The 18,815-nt window shown below is 67.8% G+C and carries 16 protein-coding genes; 5 read left to right on the top strand and 11 right to left on the bottom strand.

Annotated features, from left to right (window positions below; all coding sequences use genetic code 11):
* Nucleotides 1-30 precede the first annotated feature (30 nt).
* The 4 genes from ACI1V7_RS02415 to ndk form a co-directional block, all read right to left on the bottom strand.
* Nucleotides 31-1,080, bottom strand: a complete 1,050-nt coding sequence (locus tag ACI1V7_RS02415) for a RodZ domain-containing protein (RefSeq protein WP_404530184.1) — start codon at nucleotides 1,078-1,080, stop codon at nucleotides 31-33.
* A gap of 18 nt (nucleotides 1,081-1,098) precedes the next feature.
* Entirely contained in the window at nucleotides 1,099-1,893 is a 795-nt protein-coding gene (pilW, locus tag ACI1V7_RS02410; RefSeq protein WP_404530183.1) for a type IV pilus biogenesis/stability protein PilW, read from the bottom strand.
* Complete coding sequence (gene rlmN / locus ACI1V7_RS02405) at nucleotides 1,893-3,065, bottom strand: dual-specificity RNA methyltransferase RlmN (protein ID WP_489672315.1); 1,173 nt, start codon at nucleotides 3,063-3,065, stop codon at nucleotides 1,893-1,895. The genes pilW and rlmN overlap by 1 nt, the downstream gene beginning before the upstream one ends.
* A 158-nt stretch (nucleotides 3,066-3,223) precedes the next feature.
* Entirely contained in the window at nucleotides 3,224-3,649 is a 426-nt protein-coding gene (gene ndk, locus ACI1V7_RS02400) for a nucleoside-diphosphate kinase (RefSeq protein ID WP_296945159.1), read from the bottom strand.
* A gap of 280 nt (nucleotides 3,650-3,929) precedes the next feature.
* Here ndk and ACI1V7_RS02395 point away from each other — a divergent pair, with 280 nt between their 5' ends.
* The 4 genes from ACI1V7_RS02395 to ACI1V7_RS02380 all read left to right on the top strand — a co-directional run bounded on the left by ACI1V7_RS02395 (nucleotide 3,930) and on the right by ACI1V7_RS02380 (nucleotide 10,047).
* Nucleotides 3,930-4,613 (top strand): Bax inhibitor-1/YccA family protein, encoded by a 684-nt coding sequence (locus ACI1V7_RS02395; protein WP_290414699.1) that lies wholly within the window; start codon nucleotides 3,930-3,932, stop codon nucleotides 4,611-4,613.
* 151 nt (nucleotides 4,614-4,764) lie between these two features.
* Entirely contained in the window at nucleotides 4,765-5,118 is a 354-nt protein-coding gene (locus ACI1V7_RS02390; RefSeq protein ID WP_404530181.1) for a DUF2946 family protein, read from the top strand.
* A gap of 89 nt (nucleotides 5,119-5,207) precedes the next feature.
* A complete protein-coding gene (locus ACI1V7_RS02385; RefSeq protein ID WP_404530180.1) occupies nucleotides 5,208-7,211 on the top strand; it encodes a TonB-dependent receptor in 2,004 nt (667 codons plus the stop codon).
* Nucleotides 7,212-7,389: 178 nt separating this feature from the next.
* A complete protein-coding gene (locus ACI1V7_RS02380; RefSeq protein WP_404530179.1) occupies nucleotides 7,390-10,047 on the top strand; it encodes a hybrid sensor histidine kinase/response regulator in 2,658 nt (885 codons plus the stop codon).
* A gap of 126 nt (nucleotides 10,048-10,173) precedes the next feature.
* On the opposite strand, the gene rlmD is transcribed toward ACI1V7_RS02380, so the two are convergent.
* From rlmD to ACI1V7_RS02345, 7 genes are all read right to left on the bottom strand, one after another.
* On the bottom strand, nucleotides 10,174-11,589 hold the full coding sequence (gene rlmD, locus ACI1V7_RS02375) for a 23S rRNA (uracil(1939)-C(5))-methyltransferase RlmD (RefSeq protein WP_404530178.1): 1,416 nt from the start codon (nucleotides 11,587-11,589) through the stop codon (nucleotides 10,174-10,176).
* 212 nt (nucleotides 11,590-11,801) lie between these two features.
* A complete protein-coding gene (gene rpoS, locus ACI1V7_RS02370) occupies nucleotides 11,802-12,806 on the bottom strand; it encodes an RNA polymerase sigma factor RpoS (RefSeq protein ID WP_404530177.1) in 1,005 nt (334 codons plus the stop codon).
* 8 nt (nucleotides 12,807-12,814) lie between these two features.
* Nucleotides 12,815-13,699: a peptidoglycan DD-metalloendopeptidase family protein gene (locus ACI1V7_RS02365; RefSeq protein ID WP_404530176.1), complete on the bottom strand. Its 885-nt coding sequence runs from the start codon at nucleotides 13,697-13,699 to the stop codon at nucleotides 12,815-12,817.
* 32 nt (nucleotides 13,700-13,731) lie between these two features.
* Nucleotides 13,732-14,580, bottom strand: a complete 849-nt coding sequence (locus ACI1V7_RS02360; protein ID WP_404530175.1) for a protein-L-isoaspartate(D-aspartate) O-methyltransferase — start codon at nucleotides 14,578-14,580, stop codon at nucleotides 13,732-13,734.
* A complete protein-coding gene (gene surE, locus ACI1V7_RS02355; RefSeq protein ID WP_404530174.1) occupies nucleotides 14,577-15,314 on the bottom strand; it encodes a 5'/3'-nucleotidase SurE in 738 nt (245 codons plus the stop codon). Before surE ends, ACI1V7_RS02360 begins: the two co-directional genes overlap by 4 nt.
* Nucleotides 15,315-15,419: 105 nt before the next feature.
* Entirely contained in the window at nucleotides 15,420-17,033 is a 1,614-nt protein-coding gene (locus ACI1V7_RS02350) for a hypothetical protein (RefSeq protein ID WP_404530173.1), read from the bottom strand.
* A gap of 8 nt (nucleotides 17,034-17,041) precedes the next feature.
* On the bottom strand, nucleotides 17,042-17,650 hold the full coding sequence (locus tag ACI1V7_RS02345) for a toll/interleukin-1 receptor domain-containing protein (RefSeq protein ID WP_404530172.1): 609 nt from the start codon (nucleotides 17,648-17,650) through the stop codon (nucleotides 17,042-17,044).
* Nucleotides 17,651-17,785: 135 nt separating this feature from the next.
* On the opposite strand from ACI1V7_RS02345, the gene ACI1V7_RS02340 reads away from it, so the two are divergent.
* Complete coding sequence (locus ACI1V7_RS02340) at nucleotides 17,786-18,760, top strand: NADPH:quinone oxidoreductase family protein (protein ID WP_404530171.1); 975 nt, start codon at nucleotides 17,786-17,788, stop codon at nucleotides 18,758-18,760.
* Nucleotides 18,761-18,815: the final 55 nt, after the last annotated feature.

Raw genomic sequence — 18,815 nt, 5'->3', positions numbered from 1 at the left:
CATATTGCTGATAATCCGTTGATGGCAGCTTTACTGCAGATTAATGCGGGACAGGGTCTTGCCCGGCACCGCCGGCAGCGCGACGGCGTTGCCGCGCAGCGTGGCGCTCACGCCGCCCGGGTTGCCGACCACGACGCGCACCGGCTGGTCCACGTTGACGGTCTCGGTGCTGCCGCCCTTGACGAGGCGCGAGATCAGCGCCGGACCGCCCTTGGCCGGCCGTACTTCGATCCACGAATCCTCGCGCACGTTCAGCACCAGCGGATTGGCGCCGGCCGGCGCGGCCGGCTGGGCCGCGGCCTGGGCGGCGGCCGGGGTAGTGGCGGCGCCCGGCACGTTGCCCAGCGTCGCGGCCGGGGTCGCCGGCGCGGCCGGCGCGGCGGCAGGCGGCGCGCCCGTGGCCGTGGTCGCCGGCACGTTCACGACGGGGCCGGCGGCCGGCGCGGCGGCCGTGCCGGTTGTCGACGAGCCGGCAGGCGCGGCCTCGCCGCCCGGAGCCGGCACCGAGATCAGCGGTACCGACGGGCTCTGCAGCGTCTCGACGGCATGGCCGGCCGGCGCCTCGGTCGCGATGCCCGTGCCATTCGTCGCCGGGGCGGCCAGGCCGCCGTCGGCATCGCGGTGGCCGAGGGGGATCAGGCCGAACTGCCAGGCCGCGGCCGCGGCGGCGACCACGACGACGGCGCCCGCGATCCAGCCCAGCGGCAGCGAGGAGCGCTTGCCGTGGCTGGGGAACTTCGATTCCGAGAACGAGGCCGGCGCCGGACGGCGCGCCGCGGTGGCCGCGCTGTTGTCGACCGGGGCCGGCGTGTCCATCTCGATCTGGGCCACCAGCGGGGCCGGATCCATCTTCAGCAGCTTGGCATAGGCACGCACGAAACCGCGCGTCACCGCAGGGCTGGGCAGCGAGGCGTAGTCACCCGCTTCCAGCGCCACCACCTGGCGCACGGCCAGCTTCAACTGGTCGGCCACCTGCTCCACCGACCATCCCATCGCTTCGCGCTGCGCGGAAAGGGTTTGGCCCGGGACCCCGTGCCGCTTGTCGGGCGTCGCCGGCTGATCTGCACGCTCGGAACTCATTGTCGTCGTCTCTCTCGCTTAAAATGCACCGCTCTCGAATGCCGCGTACTCCGGCGAGCCGGGGAAGCGCTTGCGCAGCTGCGCCGCAAGGGATGCTTCCATGGACCGGTCGCCCAGCATGCGCTTGACCCGGATGGCCAGCCACAGCACGTCGGCCGACAGCGCGTCGAGCTTCGCTGTCTCCGTCAGGCGGTTGATGAAAAACCCGGCGCGGGTATAGTCGCGCCGCTCGAAATACACCCGCGCCAGCCCGGCCTGGGTCGCCGGGAGGTCGGGGTCGTAACGCAGCGCATCGAGCAGATAGCGCTCGGCCGCGTCGATATTCTTGAGTTTCAGGCTGCAGTTGCCCGCATTGGACAGCGCCTTGACGGGAGTCGCGTAGGCCGGGTTCTTCAGCGCGCTCTCGAAATACGTCATGGCTTCGCGGGGCCGGCCGCCGGCATCGCACAGGAACAGGCCGTAGTTGTTGGCCAGGTCGGGATTGCGCGGCGCCAGGCGCAGCGCATGGCGGAAGTTCTCGTCCGCCAGCCCCGTCTCGCCCATCGCCGAATAGATCAGCGCGCGCACGCCGTAGGCATCGGCATAGTCCGGGTCGGCGGCGATGGCCTGCTTGACCTCGTCGAGGGCGATCTCGTTCTTGCCGTTCTGGAAGTAACCGATCGCCAGCTGCAGGCGGATGGAGGCGCGCTTCTCCGCGGCCGTCTGGTCGGATGCCGTCTTCAGTTCCTGCGTGGTGGTACCGCTGCCGGCGCAGGCCGACAGCAGGGACACCGCGATGACGCAGCTGGCGAGGCGTCCGGCCGATCCCGCCATCAGGAAGCGATCTCCACGATCTTGCCGAAGTTGGCGCCGAACTTCTTCTGGTACTCGGCCATCTTGCTCATGCGCTCGTTGACGCGGGTGCGGTCCTTGACCTCGCCGGCCAGCTGGCCGCAGGCAGCGTCGATGTCGTCGCCGCGGGTCTTGCGGATCGTCGTCACGATGCCGGCGTCCATCAGCACCTGGGCGAAGGCCTTGATGCGCGGGTTCTTCGAGCGCAGCAGGCCCGATTCCGGGAACGGGTTGAACGGGATCAGGTTGAACTTGCAGTTCACGCCCACTTCCGGGTCGTTCACGAGGGCGATCAGCTCGCGCGCATGCTCGTCGCTGTCGTTGACGCCGTCCAGCATGCAGTATTCGAAGGTGATGAAGTCGCGCGGCGCGAACTCCAGGTAACGCTTGCAGGCGGCCATCAGCTCGCGCAGCGGGTATTTCTTGTTCAGCGGGACCAGGCCGTCGCGCAGCGGGTCGTTCGACGCGTGCACGGAGACGGCCAGCGCCACCGGGCATTCCTGGGACAGCTTGTCCATCATCGGCACGACGCCCGAGGTCGACAGCGTGACGCGGCGCCGCGACAGGCCGTAGGCGTTATCGTCGAGCATCAGCTTGAGCGCGGTGACGGTCGGCTCGAAGTTCAGCAGCGGCTCGCCCATGCCCATCATGACGACGTTGGTGATCTGGCGCTCGCCCTTCGGGCCCGGCTCGATGCCCTTGGTCTTGCGCAGCTCGAACTCGGCCATCCATAGCTGGCCGATGATTTCCGCGACCGTCAGGTTGCGGTTGAAGCCCTGCTTGCCGGTCGAGCAGAAACGGCAATTGACGGCGCAGCCGGCCTGGGTGGAAATGCACAGCGTGCCGCGCGTCTCTTCCGGGATGAACACGGTTTCGACGGCGTTGCCGTTGCCCACGTCGACCAGCCACTTGCGGGTGCCGTCGGCGGACGTGTGGTCGCTGATGATGGCCGGCGCGCGGACTTCGGCGCGGCTCTTCAGTTTTTCGCGCAGCGACTTGGCCAGGTCCGTCATGTCGTCGAAATTCGACGCGCCGAACTGGTGGATCCAGCGCTGCAGCTGTTTGGCGCGGAACGGCTTCTCCCCCAACTCGGCGCAGTAGGCGACGAGCTGCGCGGGATCGAAGTCCAGCAGGTTGGTGAGAGTTGCCATAATGATTCCAGTAGATTCCAAAATAAAGCCCGCCCGCCGGGCTCTACAGCACTGGGCGAGCGGGGATACAGCGTATGTTAACGCAGCCAGGCTGCATTAACACGAGAAAATTGTTGCGGCAATTGTCGCGGCAAACCGCCGCGACGACGCGCCGCAGGCGATTAACGCGAGTAGACGTTCAGGGCCGGGAAGTAATAGGCGATCTCGACTGCTGCGGTTTCGGCAGCGTCCGAGCCGTGCACGGCGTTGGCATCGATCGAGTCGGCGAAGTCGGCGCGGATGGTGCCGGCGTCGGCCTTCTTCGGGTCGGTTGCGCCCATCAGTTCGCGGTTCTTGGCAATCGCGCCTTCGCCTTCCAGCACCTGGATCATGACCGGGCCCGAGACCATGAAGTCGACCAGGGCGCCGAAGAACGGACGCTCCTTGTGCACGGCGTAGAAGCCTTCGGCTTCGGCGCGCGACAGCTGGGCCATGCGGGCAGCGACGATCTTCAGGCCTGCGCCTTCGAAGCGGCTGTAGATTTGGCCGATCACGTTTTTCGCGACGGCGTCAGGTTTGATGATCGACAGGGTGCGTTCGATTGCCATGTAAAACTCCAATAAAAAGAAAGGTTTAAATCGAGAAGTTGAAAACTCAATCAACCGGCGATTTTAGCATAGATCGACCGCCTTACCGAGATTGGACTGCCCGCGCAGTCGATGTTACAGTCATGTTGTCAATATCCTGCCCGCCGATGCGCGGGCGCGCGGCGCCGCCAGCATGCAGGCGCCCGCTTAGGGGATGCTTAAAACCCATCCTTTTGCCATTGATGGGGGCCGACGATCCCCATATAGTGCTTGTAACGCCATTTACCAACCGGAGGGCACCATGATTCCCAGCCTGCAGAAAACCTACGACACATCGGCCGTCCAGGCCTCGCGCAACCGCGTGCTGCGCAACACCTACTGGCTGCTCGCGCTGTCGATGATCCCGACCGTGCTGGGCGCCTTCGTCGGCATCACCTTCCACGTGCCCGCCTTCACGGGCGGCCTGGGCGTGCTGCTGTTCTTCGCGATCGCCTTCGGCTTCATCTTCGCCATCGAGAAGACCAAGAACTCGGCGGCCGGCATTCCCGTGCTGCTCGGCTTCACCTTCTTCATGGGTCTGATGCTCACGCCGCTCCTGCGCATCACGCTGGGCTTCTCCAACGGCGGCGCGCTGCTGATGGGCGCGTTCGGCGGCACCGCGGCCGTGTTCGCCGTGATGGCGACCATCGCCACCGTCTCCAAGCGCGACTTCTCGGGCATGGGCAGCTGGCTGTTCGCCGGCACCATCGTGGTGCTGCTGGCCGGCATCGCCAACATCTTCCTGCAGATCCCGGCCCTGCACCTGGTGCTGCTGGTCATGATCGTCGGCATCTTCTCGGCCTGGCTGCTGTTCGACGTGCAGCGCATCGTGAACGGCGGCGAGACCAACTACATCACGGCCACGCTGTCGATCTACCTGGACATCTACAACGTGTTCACCGCCCTGCTGCAGCTGCTGGGCATCGGCTTCGGCAACAGGGACTGAGCGCAGCGGGCTCGCCCGCCACGGAAAAACCGGTCTTCAGACCGGTTTTTTTTCGTCCGCCGCCCGGCGCCGCGCAGGGTGAACTAAAGTTTAATTGTCAGAATCCAACGTGTCTGCGTAGAATACGCGTTCGCTTTCACCCGACCCATCCATGCCACGTAGCCTGACCCATGTGTTGCTGTCGCTGCTGCTGCTGATCACGCAGCAGCTGTCGCTCGCGCACGGCTACACGCACTGGAGCGAGGTCAGCGAGCGCATCGGCCTCGCGCAAGCGCAGGCCCAGGCCGGCGTGCCGGACGGCGGCAAGCCGTCCAAGCCCGGCCTGCACGATTTGTGCGGCCAGTGCCAGGCAAGCGCCCAGATCGCCTATGCGCTGCCGAACACGCTGCGCCAGTTCGTTCCCGCCGAACTGGCCTATGCCGTCCCTTCGCTGCCGGACACGCCCGGCATCTGCCTGCTGGCGGCCTGCCCGTTCCAGCAGCGCGGCCCACCCCAGGCCGGATAACGCCCACCGTTTTCGTTTTTACCGCCCGGCCGGAGCAGCGCTCGCGGCCGTGCGGACCGTTATCCATTCGCTTGAGGTTTTAACCAGTCATGAAGATCCAACGTACGCTGCTGTCCAGCGCGCTCCTGCTCGCCTTCCAACCGGCCATCCACGCCCAGACCGCCAACACCACCGATGCCGCCGGCAATGCCGTGCACCAGGTGATCGTCACCGCGTCGCCGTTCCGCAATAGCGAAAGCGACCAGATCCTGACGCCCGCCAAGGTGCTGGCCGGCGACGAGCTGCGCGACAAGGTCGGCAGTTCGATCGGCGAGACGCTGTCCCAGGAACTGGGCGTGTCCGCCTCGGCCTTCGGCGCCGGCGCGTCGCGCCCCATCATCCGCGGCATGGAAGGCTCGCGCGTCAAGATGCTGGAAAACGGCATGGCGACGTCCGACGTCTCCGGCCTGTCGAACGACCACGCGGTCGCTTCCGAAGGCGCGGTGGCGCGCCAGATCGAGATCCTGCGCGGCCCCGCCGCCCTGCTGTACGGCTCGGGCGCCATCGGCGGCCTCGTCAACGTCGTCAACGAACGCATCCCGACCGAGCTGGAAGCCAAGCCCACCGGCCAGCTCGAGACGCGCTACAGCACCGTCGACAACGGCCGCAACGTGTCCGGTACGGCCGACGGCAAGGTCGGCGACCACATCGCCCTGCACATCGACGGCAACTGGCGCGACACGAAGGACTACAAGATCCCCGAGACGCGCGTGCTGAACGACCCGTCGACGAGCATGGACCGCCTGCCGCATTCGGACACGCTGGAAAAGAACATCGGCATCGGCGGCTCGTACATCGACGACTGGGGCTATGCCGGCATCTCGGCCTCCCACCTGTCGAACCTGTACGGCATCCCCAGCGACGAGGGGTCGCGCATCGACCAGAAGCAGGACCGCTACGACTTCGACAGCATGATCAAGCAGCCGCTGGCCGGCTTCGAGACGCTGCGCGTGAAGGCCGGCTATACGGACTACGAGCACGCGGAACTGGGCGAGGACGGCCCCGAAGTGCTGTTCCATAACCGCTCGCTGGAAACCCGCGCCGAGCTGACCCACGCGCCCATCGCCGGCCTGCACGGCACCTTCGGCTTCCAGACCGAGAACACCCACTTCTCGGCGCTGAGCCCGGACGGCGGGCCCGACACGGTGCCGCTGACCCATTCGAAGACGGCGGCCGCCTTCCTCGTCGAGGAAGCGAACGCCGGCCCCGTGAAGCTGTCGGGCGGCCTGCGCTACGAATCCGTCGACCGCGAACCGGTCAGCAACAAGAAGCGCACCTTCGACCTGACCTCGGGCTCGTTCGGCGCGGCCTGGCCGTTCATGCCGGGCTACAGCGTGGGCGCGACCCTGTCGTACGCCCAGCGCGCGCCAGCCATCGAGGAGCTGTATTCGGGCGGTCCGCACGATGCCACGGCCACCTTTGACATCGGCAATCCGGACTTCAGCAAGGAAACCTCGCGCAATATCGAGCTGTCGCTGGCCAAGACCTCCGGCCTGATCCGCTGGAAGGCCAACGTCTACCGCAACAACGTCGACAACTACATCTACGGCCGCATCACCGACGACCGGGTCGACGACGAGGGCAATCCGGGCGACGAGCTGCGCACGCGCATCTTCGAGCAGGCCGACGCCCACATCCGCGGCGCCGAAGCCGAGCTGACCTACAACCAGACGGGCGCGGGCTGGTCCGGCCGCCTGTTCGGCGACACCTCGCGCGGCAAGCTCGACGCCGGCGGCAACCTGCCGCTGCAGCCGGCCGACCGCATCGGCGCCAGCATCGGCTACCGCGAAGGGGCATGGCGCGGCGGCCTGTCGCTGATCCACGCGCGCGGCCAGGACCGCCTGGCGGCATCGGAGACGACGGACACGCCGGGCTACAACCAGCTCGACGCCAACATCTCCTACACCCAGCGCATCGGCGGCACGGACGTCACCTGGTTCGCGCTGGCGAAGAACCTACTGAACGACGACATCCGCCTGTCGACCTCGGTGCTGAAGGATATTGCGCCGCTGCCGGGCCGCAACTTCGTGATCGGCGTGCGCACTAAGTTCTAAACCGGGGGATCTTGTCACGGCGGCATGCCATTGTTCAAAAATGCATGCCGCCTGATAATTTTTATACCTTTTCTGTCAATTTCAGGGTATGACCGACAAGTGTATTTTTTTCTCAAGGGCTGGTCCAAGCCATTCTTTTGCACATAGAATGAAGCTTTCGGACTAGAAAGCGACCACCATGGAAGCCACGGCGTGCGACTTTCATCTGCTCGGCAGCGCCGGCGCCATCCGCGCCGGCTACCACCACCATGACTGGTCCGCGTCGCCGCTCGGTCCGCCCGAGTCGTGGTGCTCGGCGCTGCGCAATGCGGCCAGCCTGATCCTCGAATCCGAATTCCCCATGTACCTCGCGTGGGGTCCCCGCCTCACCCTGCTCTACAACGCCGCCTTCGCGCCGCTGCTGGACGTCGCCCATCCGGACGCCCTCGGCATGCCGCTGGCCGAGGTCTGGCCGGCGCGCTGGTCCGGCATGAAACCGCTCGTCGAGCGCGCGCTGGCCGGCCACGCGACCTATGGCGAAGACGTGCCGACGGCCGTCACGCGCGACGGCAATCCCTACGACGGCTGGTTCACGATCGCCTATTCGCCGCTGCGCGACGAGCACGGCAAGGTGCGCGGCGTCCTGTGCGTGACGAGCGAGACGACCCAGCGCGTCCAGCTGGAACGGCGCCATGCCGTGCAGCTGCAGGTGGTGGACAGCCTGCGCCGCCTGCACCACCCGGCCGACATCGTCGAATGCGCCTGCACGCTGCTGGGCCAGCAGCTGGACCTGTCCAGCACCTGCTACGTCGAGGCCGACGAGACCGACAATACCTTCGAGGTCGTGCACGACTGGCTGCGCGACGAAGGCGTGGCGCTGGCTGGCCGGCGCGCGCGCCTGGACGACTTCGGCCCGCAGGCGCTGGCCCTGCTGCGCACGGGCGCGCCGCTGGCCGTGCGCGACGCCCTGCTCGACCCGCGCCTGCCGCAGCGGGGCGACCGCTACGCCGCGGCCGGGGCGCGCGCCATCCTCGTGCTGCCCAAGGTACGCCGCGGCAAGCTGCTGGGCGCCCTGGTCGGCCACGCATCGCAGGCCCGCGACTGGGACGAGGAAACCCAGCGCCTGGCCACCGACATCGCCGAACGCAGCTGGGAAGCGCTGGACCGGGTGCGCGCCGAGCAGGCGCTGCGCGACGCCGTGGCGCGCCAGACCACGCTGCTGGACATGAACGAGTTCCGGCTCGAGGTGTCCGACGTGCTGCGCCGCCTCGACGATCCGAACGAGATCTTCCTGCGCACGGGCGCCATGCTGGGCCGCTTCCTGCAAGTGAGCCGGGTGGTGTACGGCGACTACGACGCCGACAAGCAGATCGTCACCTTCCACTCGAACTACACGGACGGCATGGTGGCCGAACTGAACGGCACCTTCCCCGCCGCCCTGTTCGGCAACGCCAACTTCGCCTCGCTGTCGCAGGGCACCTGGGTCTCGAGCGACCTGCAGCGCGACGCGCGCACGGGCGGGCCGGATACCTGGCCCCATTTCGTCTCGCTGCAGATCCGCGCGGGCGTGATGGTGCCGCTGAGCTGCAACGGCGCGCTGACGTCCTGCATGTTCATCAACGACAACCTGCCGCGGCTGTGGAACGCGGACATCGTGCGCCTGATCGAGGACGTGGCCGAGCGCGCCTGGAGCGCCGTCGAGCGGGTGCGCGCGGAAGACGCGCTGCGCCTGGCCGACCGCCGCAAGGACGAATTCCTCGCGATGCTGGCGCACGAGCTGCGGAATCCGCTGGCGCCGATCGCCGCGGCCGCCCAGCTCCTGAACATGGGACCGCCGGACGGCGCCCGCGTGGAGCGCACCAGCGCCATCATCGCGCGCCAGGTGGCGCACATGACGGGCCTGATCGACGATTTGCTGGACGTCTCGCGCGTCACGCGCGGCCTGGTGGTGCTGGCGCGCGACGAGGTCGACCTGCGCAGCGTGGTGGCCGACGCCGTCGAGCAGGTGCGCCCGCTGATCGAGGGACGCCGCCACCAGCTCGAGCTGCACGTCGCGCCGGCGCCGGACGCCGCCTTCGTGCAGGGCGACTACAAGCGCCTCGTGCAGATCCTGGCCAACCTGCTCAACAACGCCGCCAAGTACACCCCGGAAGGCGGCCGTCTGGCCGTCTGGATGGGCGTCAGCAACGACCAGGTGCTGGTGAGCGTGTCGGACACCGGCATCGGCATCTCGGCCGAACTGCTGCCCACCGTGTTCGACCTGTTCTCCCAGGCCGAACGCACGCCGGACCGCGCCCAGGGCGGCCTGGGACTGGGACTGGCCCTGGTGAAGAGCCTCGTCGAACTGCACGGCGGCATGGTGACGGTGACGAGCGAAGGCCGCAACAAGGGCAGCGAATTCACGGTGCGCCTGCCGCGCCTGCGCACCCGTACCGCGCCAGCGGCGTGCGGCACCGCGGCCTGCGCCGGGGCCGGCAGCGCCACGCGCAGCCTGAACCTGATGCTGGTGGACGACAACGTCGACGCCGCCATGACCCTGGGCCTGCTGCTGGAATCGGCCGGCCATGCGGTAACGGTGCTGCACAATCCCGCCGACGCGCTGGCGCGCGCGGGAGAAGCGCGCTACGACGCCTTCCTGCTCGACATCGGCCTGCCCGGCATGAACGGCTACGAACTGGCGCGCCGCCTGCGCAAGGTGCCGGGCGCGGAGCATGCGACGCTGGCCGCGATCACGGGCTACGGCCAGCAATCGGACCAGGCCAGCGCGGCGTATGCGGGCTTCGACAGCTACTTCGTCAAACCGGTGGATGCGGACAGGTTGTTCGCGCTGCTGGGGCAGGTGGCCGCGAAAATATAACAACGATAAGACAACGTCGTCCCTGCGCAGGCAGGGACCCAATCTTGCAGGCGCTGTCGTACGGCTTGCAGATTGGGTCCCCGCCTGCGCGGGGACGACGTTGTTTCGGGTGCGGCGGTTTTGCCGTTACTGCGGATCCGCCTGCGGCGCCTGCTCCTGCGCCACGAACTCGCGCGGCTGGAAGTCGTCGAGCAGGTCGAACACGCCCACCGATTCCACGTGCGAGGTATGCGGGAACATGTTCGCCACGCCCGCCTTGCTCATCACGTAGCCGGCGCGGTGCGTCAGGATGCCGGCGTCGCGCGCCAGCGTCGACGGGCTGCATGACACATAGACGATTCGCTTGGGCATCAGGTCCGGATTGGTCTGGCGCAGCTCGGCCAGCGCCAGCGCCAGGGCGACGGCGCCATCGCGCGGCGGGTCGACCAGCATGCGGTCGAACTTGCCCAGTGCCACCAGGTCGTCCTTCGTCACTTCGAACAGGTTGCGGGTGTAGAACGTGGTCTTGGCATCCAGGCCGTTGGCGCGGGCGTTTTCCAGCGCGCGCGTGGTCAGGGCCGTGCTGCCTTCGATGCCCACCACTTCGCGCGCCTGCGTCGCCAGCGGCAGCGTGAAGTTGCCCAGGCCGCAGAACAGGTCGGCCACGCGCTCGTCCTTCTGCACGTCCAGCAGGCGCAAGGCCTTCTGCACCAGCAGGCGGTTGATCTGGTGGTTCACCTGGGTGAAATCGGTCGGCTTGAACGGCATCCTGATGCCGAACTCCGGCAGCGTGTAGTACAGCTCCTTGTAGGCGGGATCGTTCTGCGCCGGATAATACGGCGCGGCCGTGTCCGGACCCTTCGGCTGCAGCCACCAGTGGATGTTCCACTTGTCGGCGAAGGCCTTCACCAGCACCTCGTCGGCCGGCGACAGGGGCGCCATGATGCGCAGCACGAGCACGGTGCTCTCCTCGCCCACGGCGACCTCGATCTGCGGCATCTGCTGGTAGATCGACAAGGAGCCGATCAGTTCGCGCAGCGGCACCAGCATGGCCGACAGGTGGTCCGGCAGGATCTCGCAGCTGGTCATGTCAGCCACGTAGGACGAATGGCGCTCGTGGAAGCCCACCAGCATGCCGCCCTTCTTGGCGACGTGGCGGACCGACAGGCGCGCGCGGTAGCGGTAGTCCCAGGTCGGGCCGTACATCGGGCGCATGATGTTCTCGGCCTTCGTCTTCCCGATGTGCCACAGATTATCTTCCAGCACGCGCTGCTTCATCGCCACCTGGGCGCTCGGCTCCAGGTGCTGCATCGAGCAGCCGCCGCAATGCCAGAAGTGCGGGCATTTCGGCTCGACGCGCATCGACGTCGCCTTCTGCAGCGTGACCATGCGGCCCGACTCCCAGTTCTTCTTCTTGCGCAGGGTCTCGAAGCTGACGCGTTCGCCCGGCAGCGCGCCTTCGACGAAGATCACCTTGCCCGGCGTGCCGTCCTCGTTCTCCAGGTGGCCGACGCCGCGCGCGTCCATGTCGAGGGATTTGATGTTGATGAAGGTTTCTTGCATGGTCGTGAAGAAGGGATTCGGAGTGGATCGCAATCGGTAGGACGGCCCGCACTCTCGGCACGTCGCCCCTGCGCAGGCAGGGGCCCAATTTTGCTCGACGAAGCCGGGACGCGAACGGTGCGACTGCGGTAACCAAATTGGGTCCCCGCCTGCGCGGGGACGACGGTTTTGGGGCCGTCAATAAAAACGGGCCTTTCCCGGCCCGGCGGGCATCATAACAAGGAATCGCGCACGACGCCACGGGCAGCCATGGCCCGCTTGAGCTTGACGAGGGCTTCCTGCTGGATCTGGCGCACCCGCTCGCGCGTCACGCCCATCTCCTCGGCCAGGGTTTCCAGCGTGGCCGGGTCGTCGTTGTCCAGGCCGAAGCGGCGCATCACGACCACGCGCTGCTTGTCCGGCAGCTTCTGCAGCCAGTCGCGCACCAGGAGCGTCATCTCGTGCTGCTCGGCGTGGGCGTCCGGGCTGACGTCGCCCTCGTCCGGCAGCATGTCCATCAGGCTGCTCTGCGGGTCGTTGTCGAGCGGGGCATCAAGCGAGGTCGCGTGCTCGGACAGCGCCAGGATGTCCTGCACTTCCTCGACGGGGCGCCCGACCAGGCTGGCGATGTCCTCGGCGCCCGCTTCCTTGCCGTCGTGGTGCTGGGCCTCGAGGTGGTACTTGGCGCGCAGCACCTGGTTCAGCTCGCGCACCATGTGCACGGGCAGCCGCACCGTGCGCGCCTGGTTCATGATGGCGCGCTCGATGCTCTGGCGGATCCACCAGGTCGCGTAGGTCGAGAAGCGGAAGCCGCGCTCCGGCTCGAACTTGTCGATCGCGCGCATCAGGCCGATGTTGCCTTCCTCGATCAGGTCGAGCAGCACGACGCCGCGGTTGATGTAGTGCTTGGCGATGGAGACGACGAGGCGCAGGTTATGCTCGATCATCTTCTGGCGCGCGGCGAAGTCGCCGGACTTGGCCAGCGTCGCGTAATGCACTTCCTCCTCGGCCGACAGCAGCGGCTTGGCGCCAATGCGGTTCAGGTAGTGCTGGGTGGTGTCGGTCGCGAGTTCGGCCTGCAGTACGTGCTTGAGCTCGTCTGCGCCGTCGAGCGGCGCATTGTCGGCCGCGCCCGCGAGCGTATCGCCGGGGCGCTCGCCGCCCTCCTCCGCCTCGTCCGGCAGGTCGTCCGGATCATCCGGCACATCTGGTTCGAGTGGATCGGGCGGCGGTTTCATGGGCGTCCCTAGCGGCTGGGCAGGAACTTGGCCGGATCGACCGGCTTGCCCTGCTGGCGTATTTCGAAATGCAGTTTGACCGTGTCGGTGTCCGAATTGCCCATTTCCGCGATCACCTGGCCCTTGGTCACGTTCTGACCTTCCTTGACCACGATCGTTCGGTTATGTGCATAAGCCGACAACAGGCTGTTGCTGTGCTTGACGATCACGAGATTACCATAACCGCGGATGCCGCTGCCCGCATACATCACCTTGCCGGACCCGGCGGCCATCACTTGCTGGCCCAGCCTGCCCGCGATGTCGATACCCTTGTTCTTGCCTTCGTCGAAGGTGGCGATGATGCGGCCGTCGGACGGCCACATCCAGCTCAGTTTCTCGTCGTCGCTGGCGGTGACGGTGCTGCCGGCGGCGATGCCGGTGACCTTTTCCGCCTTCGGATTGTCTTCCTTCTGGGCCAGCGCGGTGTCGCTGTACGGCTTCTTGGCGCCGCTCGGCTCGGTCTTCTTCGGCACCGCGGCCGGCTTGTCGGCGCCCGGCATGGCGATCGGGTTCGTCACGACGGTATTCCCGCCCCGCTCCGGCGGCCCCACCTTCAGCACCTGGCCAACCTTGATGTCGTCCGGATCGGAAAGATTGTTCCAGGCCACCAGGTCGCGGTAGTTCTGGCCGTGGTCCAGCGCGATGCGCAACAGGGTGTCGCCGCGGCGCACGGTATAGGTGCCGGCGGCATCCGGGCGGGTGTCCTCGGCCGGCGGCGCGGCGGGACGCGGGCGCGAAATGGCGACGGACGAGGTCGGACGATCGATCACGGGGGCGACGCGGGTCTCGGTACTGCAGGCGGACAGCACGCCAAGACTAAGGGTCAACAGGGCTAAGCGGGGCGTTGGTTTCATTCTCTCTTAATTCTGTTACAACATTCTGGCATTCAGGCAATGCCTGGCCGCAGCGGAACGAAATGGCAGCTTTCCAGGGTTTCGCTGGTCCATTCCGACTTGCCGGTGCGGGTAATACGCTGCAGGTGCTGGACCTGCGCGCCGACGGGGGCCACGAGGCGGGCACCGATGGCCATCTGCTCGAGCAATGCGCGCGGCACGTCGAGTCCGGCCGCCGCGAGGATGATGCCGTCGAACGGGGCCACCTGCGGGAGCCCAAGCATACCATCTCCGTACTGTAAACGCAGGTTAGCGATACGCAAGGGGCGTAAATTCGCCTTGGCGAGCTCGTGCAGCGGCTTGATCCGCTCGATCGAATACACCTCTTTCGCCACGCAGGCCAGCACGGCGGCCTGGTAGCCGCAGCCGGTGCCGATCTCGAGCACGCGCTCCAGCGGGCGTCCGCTGCCCTTCAGCAGCTCGATCATGCGCGCCACGATATAGGGCTGCGAAATCGTCTGGTTATGGCCGATCGGCAGCGATACGTCGGTATAGGCCTGGGCCGACAGCGCCTCCTCGATGAACAGGTGGCGCGGCACGGTTTCCAGCGCCACCAGCACTTGCGGATCCTTCACGCCCTGGCGTGCCACGCGCGCGGCCATGGCGCGGCGCGGCGCCTCGGTGGCCATCAGGTCGGACCGGGCCAGCGTCTGCTGGGGCTGCTGCGGCTGCACGCCGGCCGGCGGCTTGGGCGCGCCCGGTGCCTGGCCAGCCTGGTTCGAGCGGGCGTTCTGGGTCGCCGTCTGCGGCGTGGCCACGGGCGCCGGCGCAGCAGGCTTTCGCGTCGTCCCGCCCGTCACCGACGACAGGGGCAAGGGAAAATTGCTGCGCTTCTCGCTCATCCCAGCCCCCGCCGCAGCAAGTCGAGCTGTTCGCGGTGCGTGAGGTCGACCTGCAACGGGGTGATCGACACGTTGCCGCTGGCCGTCGCATGGAAATCGGTGCCCTCGCCCGCATCGCGGCAGGCACCGGGCGCGCCGATCCAGTAGATCTCGCGGCCGCGCGGGTCCTGGCCGCGGATCACGGGCTCGGACTGGTGGCGCCGGCCCAGCCGGGTCGGCACCAGCGCACCCATGTTTTCATACGGCAAATTAGGGATGTTCACGTTCAGCAGGAACGGCGACTCGATCAGGTCGAAGCGGCGCTGCACGATGTCGCGCGCCACGCGGGCCGCCGACTCCACCTCGGACCAGCCGCCGTGCACCTGGGAAAAGGCGATCGCGGGGATACCAAACAGATAAGCCTCGGTCGCGGCCGCCACGGTGCCCGAATACAGCGTGTCGTCGCCCATGTTCTGGCCGTTGTTGATGCCGGAAACGACGAGGTCCGGGCGATAGTCGAGCAGCCCCGTCAGCGCGATGTGCACGCAGTCCGTCGGGGTGCCGTTGACGAAATAAAAACCGTTGGCAGCCTTCGACACCGACAGCGGACGGTCCAGCGACAGCGAATTGGACGCGCCCGAGCGGTTGCTGTCGGGAGCGACCACCACGATGTCGGCGACCGGCGCAAGCGCATCGGCCAGGGCCTGGATGCCAGGGGCAAGATAGCCGTCGTCGTTACTGATAAGGATACGCATGCCGCGATTTTACCTGAAGCAACGGCCAGTTCGCCCCATCGTGCTGCACATTTATTGCACAACTGCGCCGGCCGCGCCGGCCGGCGCCGCGTCCGCGACAGGCCTTCAGCCGGCGACCAGCGGCCGGCCGACGGCCGCCTCGATCAGCGCGCCTTCGAGGGACGAGACCTCGTCCTGGGTGAAGGCCAATAACGCGTCCTTGTCGCCTTCCTGGAGGTACACCTGCTTGATCATCGCGGCCGCCCGCCGCCGTAGCGGATGCGCCACACTCGGGCGCAGGACGCGGCTGCGCAGGCTGTCGGCCAGGGCACGCGCTTCCCGGGGACTGCGGCTGTCGATCAGTTCCTGCAGGCGCGACAGGGCCTCGTCGAGCACGTCGGTCCCCGCCGCCGTGCCGTTGCCGGCCGCGCCGGGGCCCGGCGCCTCGCTGCCGGCGGCTCCACTGCTCCCGGCCGGCACGTCGCCGGCACGGCGCGCGCCCGGATGGCCGCGCTTGCCCTCTTCCATCGCGTGCAAGCCCGCTTCCAGCGCGATCACGTGCTGCTCGATGCGGCGCGCCGCCTCCAGTTCGCCGTGCTGGCCCAGGTACAGGTGGCCCAGGCGCGCCAGCTCGCGCACCATGCTCGAGGCCTGCGGATCGGCGGCGCGCCGGCGTAGCGCCTCGGCCGCCTGCAGCAGGCGCACCTCGGCCAGGGGACGCCAGGGGAAATGGCCCGGTTCCAGCCATTCGAGCAAGGCTTCGATGCCGCGCAGCGGACCCAGGCGGTCGCCCTGGCCCGGATGCGCGCGTCCGCACGGCAGCGGCGCCCCCAGGATGGCGGCCTGCGGCAACTGCACCTCGTCGAGGTAGCTGTCCAGCGTCACGCTGGCCAGTCCGTAGCTTTCGCCCAGCATCTTTTCCAGCGTGGCCTGGTAGCCGCGCACGCCGCGGCCCGCGTCGCCCAGGCGCCAGCGGCGCCGTCCCTCGCCCGCCGCCTCCACCGGCGCGGGCAGCGGATAGACCAGCAGCGGGCGCTGTTCGTCCTCGTGGCTGCAGCGGTAGTCGAGGGCGCGTGCCACCACGCCACGCAGGCCGTCCAGGCTGCGCGGGTCGGGCGTGAACAGGCCCACCATCTTGTCCGGCAGGAGCGCCGTGCACACGCTGGCCGCCGCCGAGCGTCCGCTGCGGCAGTCGATCAGCACGTGGGTAAAGCGCCCGGCCAGGCGCGCGGCGAAGGCGCGGAACAGCCCCGGACAGGCGCCGAACAGGCCGTCCCAGTCAAGCCGGTCGACGCGTTCGCCGTAGCTGTCGTCCAGGCGCCCGGCGCGCATCAGGTACAGGGGGCGGCTGTCGTCGACGCGTTCGATGTAGTCGTCCCAGTCGAGGGCGTCGAGCACGCGCGCGGCCTGCGCGGCGGCCGCGCCGTCGGTGTCGCGCAGCGGCTGCGCATGGGAGGCTGCCCGGTCCAGGCCCGCGCGGCAGGCTTCGAACAGTTCGAGCACGCCGCCGCGCAGGTTGCCGGACGCCTGGCTGGTGGCGCCGAAATAATGGTGCAGGCCGGGCGCTTCGAGGTCCCAGTCGATCATGAGCACGGGTGTCCTCGCCCCTTCGCGCCCGGCCAGCAGCCAGGCCGCGTGCACGAGGGCCAGGCTGCGCGCGGGGGCGCTGTCGTAGGAATAGAACGTCGTCACTTGGCCTGCGGATGCGTCCGGTCTTGCGGTGATGCGGTTGGTTTCCATAGGGCTCCTCATTTTTTGGGGAAGGTAGGATCCGGTATCTCGCGCCATGGCGGTGGGACATCGGGGAGCACGAATTGGTTGCAGTCATGCCCCGGCGGCGTGCACTTTTTCAGGTACTGGTAGTGGGTGACGATCCGCCTGACCATCTTGGCGATGTCGGGCAGGAATTCCGGGTTCGACTTCAAGTCGGCCGTCGCCATCGTGAAGCGGGAGAAGTCGACGTAGAACGAGGCGTCGCTGACCTGGGGCGGCAGGCGCTCCGGGTGCTGGGTCATGATCACCGGGATGATCAGCCGGCTGGGCAGCGGATACCAGGTGGCGCGCTCCGCTTCGAGCAGGCGCATGGCGGCATACTCGCGCCGCGTGTATGCGTGGGCCTCGTACTTCGGGGTATAGATCAGCACCATGCAGACGCTCTCGCACATCGCGCGCGCGATCTTGCGGTCGAGGTCGTCGCCGCCGCCGAGCTGCTCGGAATCGATGAACAATTCGTCCTCGTCGTCGAAATACGGCTCGAGATAGCAGCGCAGCGCATCGACCAGCGTGGTCTTGAAGCGCTGCATGAGCTCGTGCCGGCCATGGGCATAGCTGAAAAAACAGCCGTACCGGATCGTCATCGCCTCTCCTTCCATTCATCTACCGCTGGGACTGGAAGACTCTAGCAACTCACCCGTGCTGCATGTTGCGGGAGCGCAGAAGGCCGGACGGGCCCATAATGCGATGTTTACGTAGTCGATAACAGGGAGAGAAACATGAAAGCCATCGTCTGCAAGAACTGGGGACCGCCGGACAGCCTGGTGCTGGAAGACGTGCCGGACCCGCGACCGGGCCCGGACGAGGTCCTGGTCGAGGTCCGCGCCGCCGGCGTCAATTTCCCCGACGTGCTGACCGTGCAAGGCAAATACCAGATCAAGCCGCCGCTGCCTTTTACTCCGGGCAACGAGTTCGCCGGCATCGTGCGGACCGTCGGGCCGGGCGTCACGGCCTTTGCCCCGGGCGACCGCGTGATCGGCTTCACCCGCACGGGCGCCTTCGCCGAACTGGCGCTGGCGCCCGTGTCCACGCTGGTGCCCATGCCCGCCGTCCTGGACTTCGACGTCGCCGCCGCCGTCACCCTCACCTACGGCACGGCGCACCATGCGCTGGCCGACCGCGGGGCACTGCGGCCGGGCGAAACGCTGCTCGTGCTGGGCGCGGCCGGCGGCGTCGGCCTCGCTGCGGTCGAGCTCGGCAAGGCGCTGGGCGCGCGCGTGATCGCGGCGGCAGCGGGCGCCGACAAGCTGGCCGTGTGCCGCGACTCTGGCGCCGACGTCCTGATCGACTACGAGCGCGAGGACCTGCGCGCGGCACTCCGCGCCGCCACCGACGGCCGCGGGCCGGACGTGATCGTCGATCCGGTCGGCGGCATCTACAGCGAACCGGCGCTGCGCTCGATCGCCTGGCGCGGACGCCACCTCGTGATCGGCTTCGCCAACGGCGCGATCCCGCAGGTGCCGTGGAACGTCGTGCTGCTCAAGGGCGCCTCGGTGGTGGGCGTGTTCTGGGGCGATTTCCAGCGCAAGGAGCCGCAGGCCAATGCGGCGGCGATGCGCACGCTGCTGGACTGGATGGCGGAAGGGAAGCTGCGTCCGCTGGTGTCGAAGCGCTATGCGCTGGCGGATACGGCGCGGGCGCTGGAGGACATGGCGGCGCGGCGGGTCACGGGCAAGGTCGTCATCGCGCCTTGATCAGGTCCGGGGCAAGACCCGGCTGATCGACGGCAGGCAACTCCGGGGTCAGAGC

Source organism: Massilia paldalensis, assembly GCF_044901715.1.
GTDB classification, from domain to species: domain Bacteria; phylum Pseudomonadota; class Gammaproteobacteria; order Burkholderiales; family Burkholderiaceae_D; genus Telluria; species Telluria paldalensis.
This window is presented reverse-complemented; position numbering and strand designations above follow the sequence as displayed.